We start from the raw sequence: 5,216 nt of genomic DNA on the forward strand, positions 1-5,216 counted from the left end.
ACAGAAAGATTCCAAGAAAAACTTCACGGCCTTTCCCCGATAGAATATCGGGAAAAGGCCGTGGCATAATACTCTTTTTATTACTGTCTACTTGACAGGGAGATGACCAAATTCTCCTGATAATGATTTAAATAAGTAAGACTCGAAAATATAATACAATGATTCAAAAATAAGTTCAAGTAAATCAAAAGAACCCGCTGGAGTTCGGGTTCTTTCAAAAGTGATGATGTTTTCTCGGCTTCGCAAAGTGAGAAAATACAAGAATGTAATACATCGAAATTTAGAGAATTTTAATACTTAAATTAGGGGTTATTTTAATATGATGTAACACCAGCATTTTGATGGAATAGCAATGAATACCTTATACATTTCCGGTCTACATAACGCTTTATCATTTTAGCCAAGAAGACTCCTTCCTAAAGGAACGCGAAGTGAGTAGGTGGGAGATGAATGGGCTAAAATGACAAAAAAAGTTGAGGATTCCCCCAACCTTTTTATACATTTATTGTCTTATTAATCCTGTAGATGTAACCTGATATGTTCTTTCCTTTCCTATATATTCCTGTTTTCCATTCTCAAGGTTAGTTAAAGTCGCTCTTGTTTTTTCCTTTGCTGCTTCCCCTTCTATATGAGTAAATTCTATATAATCTCCCACTTTTACTAGCACTGTTTGGGTTTCAGCATTTTGTTGTCTATTTCCCATGATTTCCTTATTGTACATAACGCTACCAGACGAGTTCTGGACTTTAATACTTGCATATGTACTATTGAAGTAAGAATGCGGTACGCCAGCTTCTAATTTGATTTTCAGCTCTTCTGCTGTTTGATTATAATCTACTTTTGCAATTTCTCGATCACTATATCCTTTTAATGACCATGCAAATTGTTTTCCATCTAGAATTGTTGTCTCTGGCATTTTTTCTACTTTCTTCAAGCCTTCTTTTGTGACTTCATACATTGCTTTTTTTCCAAAGCTTTCTTGTTTACTGTTGTCTAAATTTGTGAAATTTGCTCTATGCACACCTTCTAGATGTGTTAACTCAATATAATCTCCTACTTTGACTGGAACTTTTTGCGATTCAGCATTTTATTGTTTGTTTCCATAAATATCTTTATTATATACTACTTTTCCTGATGCATTTTGTACTTTAATACTTGCATACGTTTCATTAAAATAATGATGCGGTACGCCTGCTTTTAAGTCAATTTGCATTTCTTCTGTCGACTTATTGAAATTGATTTTTGCAAACTCGAAATCACTAATTCCTTTTAGGGACCATGCAAATCGATTCCCTACTAAAATATCAGAATTTCCATTTGTAATTTCTACTTTTTTCTCTACAGTTCGATCAAATATATCTGTTAATGTAATTTTAGCAAAAGCTGTTTGAGGCAATTGCATAGTTTGACTTACCTCAGTTTGGTAGGACTTAATATTATCAATTACTTTTAAAGGTTGTCCCATTAACTTTTCATTGTCATAGATTTCAATTTTCCCTTTAAACTGTGGAGTACTTTGTTCTTTCAATTTCCATGAAACATTTAATTTTCCAGCTTCAAAGCAAGTATTTTGGATATCAAAATCTAAATTTCCCATTTCTGGTTGACTAGGCTGATTTATATTAAAAGTTTTTCCAGTACCAATAGTTGATTGAGTATTTCCTCCTGCCCTAACCCATAGATATTCTGAAGTTGATCCTCCATCGTATTGATAGGACGTATCATGTTGTCCAGAGATATGCTGATTATTCCAAGAATTCCATTGTTTATCTGAAACTTTTCTGCTGTATCCATTTTTAAGACGTGCTTCTCTTACATCTTGTCCATTACCAGCCCAGTCCTCTTGAAACATCGATAAACCATAGTTAAATGCAACATTCGCAACTGGATGATCCATAATAGCAACTAACTTCCATTGATTTAATGTATTATCTTTTATCCACTGGCCAAACTTTGTATGGCCATCTTCTTGCCAAGAGCGTAGAGTCATTCTATACCATTCACTATCTTTCCAATTATAAGTTGTTTGTACCTTCAGACCTGTTCCTTCTCCACCAAATCTGCTGGCTTCTGAAGTCGACGATAAATATTCAGCTTTTATTGCTTGGTTTGATGCTATTGGATCCCAAAGTGCAAAGTGAAGGGTACGTTTACCGAATTGATCAAAACCACTTTGTTGTTGGAAGCCCGCATAACCACCACCCTCCCCTCCCTGATTCCAGTTATGCACAGCCCAATACGTATAAGGTGCTGTTTGGACTGGTGACCAGTCTATGCTAATAATATCTGAAGCAGCAGTATTTTGTGGTGTTACATAAACTGATGGGGCATGCGATCGGGTTGCTGCCTCTGTACTAGAAATTGGTGCTCCATACATTGACAACATGGTACAAGCCGTTGAAACCATAACAATTTTTTTTATTTTTCCCCTTACTTTTACTTTAAACATAACTTCCTATCTCCTTTTAAATTAATTTAGTTACATTGAATAATAACCCTATATATCCCTTTAAATAAATTATGTAATAAAGTAACATTAACTTTAAAATCTAGATATATTTAATGTTTTTTTCACTGCTATTACTAATCAAATTATAGTATTTTGTATTAAAATCGTATGATTTAGGACTAAATATAAAGTGAAAATTTTATAAAATTTCATAAATATGTAGTTTTAGATATTTATGATGAAAGACCCACTAAATAACTTAATTGATTTTATGAAAGATTTCCTTCCTTTATTGATTACACTATTAAACCTAGAATTGTTTACCAGAAAAATGTTATGTAAACTTCTGATTTGCTGATTAGACAAAATAGTTTATCAATTTGCTGATATTTTATCATTAGTTAGAAAGAGCCTACTTAAAAACGTAGACTCCTTTAGGTATCTAAACATTACATATATAACAAACATAAAAAAATAACATCGAATTCTTCTGTTAGTTTATTTAATATTTAATGACGTAGATAATGTATTCCAAGGTGCATTTGTAGATGTATTTTGATATTTAAATTGCCCATTTTGCTGTCCTGAAGCATCCCATTTATATTCCCATCCATCCACTGTTCTATCCCCATTTATATCAATCATCTTAGAATCTACTTTTTTTAGTTTTTGACCACTCATTTGAGCAATTGGATTTCTACCATATCCCATTTCATTTGTATAAATGTATAAATAGCTCCCTCCATGATCTTTAACTGTACTTAAATTATTAGGACCAATAAATTCAACCCCGCCTAATTGAGATTCAACTTTTACCACATTTAATGATGTTAATGGTGGTGCAGGTGCTGCGGATACATCAGTCGCTAAGCCAACTGTTGCTCCCACTACTAATGATGAAACTCCTAAAATCATTCTTTTTAGCATATACTCATCCCCTTTATATTTAATACAAATTGATTCTATCATACTAAATTCATACCTTTCCTTCTCTATGAAAGAGTTAACAAAAAGTACCTATTTACATATGAAATTGTGCATATTCATTGCTTTTTACCATTTATACTTAAAATAAATCATACTAAAGCATAATTAGTTCTCTCCCCTAATTGACTTACCACATTTGGCCCCATCTCAAGGTGACTATTCTAATAACTAAAAAATGGTACATAGTCCACTGGTTTAACAAATAAATAATAGAATTGCAAAGTCACCTTAATTTAAGTTGGCTTTTCCTCTAAGTATTATAAGCAAGATCCACCACTTGCATCGATTAACTCACCAGTTATCCAACGACTGTCTGATGAAGAAAGAAAACCTACAATATCAGCTATATCATTAGGTTCTCCCCACCTATTAAATGTCGATAAACCTGCGGCATATTTTGTCCATCTCTATTCCCCAATGTCTCAGCGTTCATTTCTGTATTAATTATACCCGGGAGAATTGCATTTACTGTAATACCACGGGCACCAAGTTGTTGTGCTAAAGTATGAGTGAGTGTATTAATTGCCCCTTAGATATACTGTAGGCAAAAACACTTGGGGAGGCTACCCGTGTGACAAAAGATGAAATATTGATAATCCGGCCTCCATCTTTTAAACGTGGCAAAGCCTTTTGAATAATGAAAAATGGAGCTTTCACATTAATATTCATAACCTCATCAAAAGACTCCTCTGTAGATTCCTCTAACGTTAAAATCTGCCCAATTCCAGCGTTGTTTACAAGAATATCAAATGTAGTATCGCCTATATATTTTTGAAGAGATTGATCCATCATTGAATACAATTTATTAATACCGTTAAAGGTACTTAAGTCTGCACTAATCGCAAATGCGGAACCGCCATCTTGTTTAATTTTATCCACTACACTTTCTGCTTCTTCTTTTCTTTTACTATAGTGAACAACGACTAACGCACCAGCCTGTGCCAAATGCAAGGCAATGCTTCGGCCTATTCCTCTACTAGCCCCTGTTACTAATGCAATTTTCCCCTTCAATTTATTCATCTCATCATCCCCCTGCTTAAAAATTCTACTTAGTTATATCACAAGATACCCTTTGAAATGTTGCTCTCTCATTTGGTTTTCTTAAAGAACCTAGATAGTATTGCTACTAATTTTATTTAATACTAAAAACATCTAATTTTCTTTTGATGATATAGTGCCTCATGTCCGTTAAGCTGGGAAAGTGAATACCAAAAACTAAGAAAATTATTAGGTTAAGATTGTAGTACCTGAAAAATATTTAGTTTCTAAACTCTTGTTAAGTAGCTACGATGAGCAATTATACTAAACTAATAATGAAAAAAGGATCTGATATGAATATCAAACCCTTTTTTACTATGTATAATTATTTCACAGATTCTTTTCTAGCTTTAAATGCCGGTGCTTTAGAAGTAATAATTCAACATTATTATATACAGTTTCAACGAATTTTATGTTGAACTTATTATATTTCAAGAAGTCTGTTACTTTTAGAATCGACAATTCTTCAATACCCTTAGACTTTCCCTACGCCCCCTGTTGAGATTTTTTGGATAAACTAACATACTTCTTGTACGCTTTCTGAACCTTATCTCTACTATTTTGTAGCCACTTCAATGTTAAATCTTTTATCAAAATAGAAATCCCTTTAGTATTTTAAATTTTTTTATGCTTGAACTACCCCCACTTTCACTTCGTTTAGAAGTGAGGGATTCCTAAGTAAAGAGTTCTATCGAACTCTAATTGATTAGGCTAACCCCGCAGTCCTTGCGGTTAGAAGCCT

Annotated in this window: 2 protein-coding genes and 2 pseudogenes; 1 reads left to right on the forward strand and 3 read right to left on the reverse strand. The window is 33.2% G+C overall.

Annotated elements, in window-relative coordinates:
• Positions 1-69 (forward strand): IS3 family transposase (locus tag MR143_RS33645; RefSeq protein WP_325782447.1); only part of this gene is annotated, 69 nt, incomplete at its 5' end.
• A 433-nt stretch (positions 70-502) separates the two neighbouring features.
• Here the strand turns inward: MR143_RS33645 and MR143_RS32555 are convergent.
• The 3 genes and pseudogenes from MR143_RS32555 to MR143_RS32565 form a co-directional block, all read right to left on the reverse strand.
• A pseudogene (locus MR143_RS32555) lies at positions 503-2,449 on the reverse strand (DUF3472 domain-containing protein).
• 498 nt (positions 2,450-2,947) lie between these two features.
• A complete protein-coding gene (locus MR143_RS32560; RefSeq protein ID WP_000919890.1) occupies positions 2,948-3,376 on the reverse strand; it encodes a DUF4879 domain-containing protein in 429 nt (142 codons plus the stop codon).
• 317 nt (positions 3,377-3,693) lie between these two features.
• A pseudogene (locus MR143_RS32565) lies at positions 3,694-4,456 on the reverse strand (SDR family oxidoreductase).
• Positions 4,457-5,216: the final 760 nt, after the last annotated feature.

Source organism: Bacillus cereus group sp. BfR-BA-01347 (genome assembly GCF_022663835.1).
GTDB lineage: Bacteria > Bacillota > Bacilli > Bacillales > Bacillaceae_G > Bacillus_A > Bacillus_A thuringiensis_K.

What these genes read in the sequence shown, in the direction of transcription:
- MR143_RS32560 (WP_000919890.1), bottom strand. Translation starts at nt 3,376, where the DNA reads ATGCTAAAAAGAATGATTTTAGGAGTTTCATCATTAGTAGTGGGAGCA.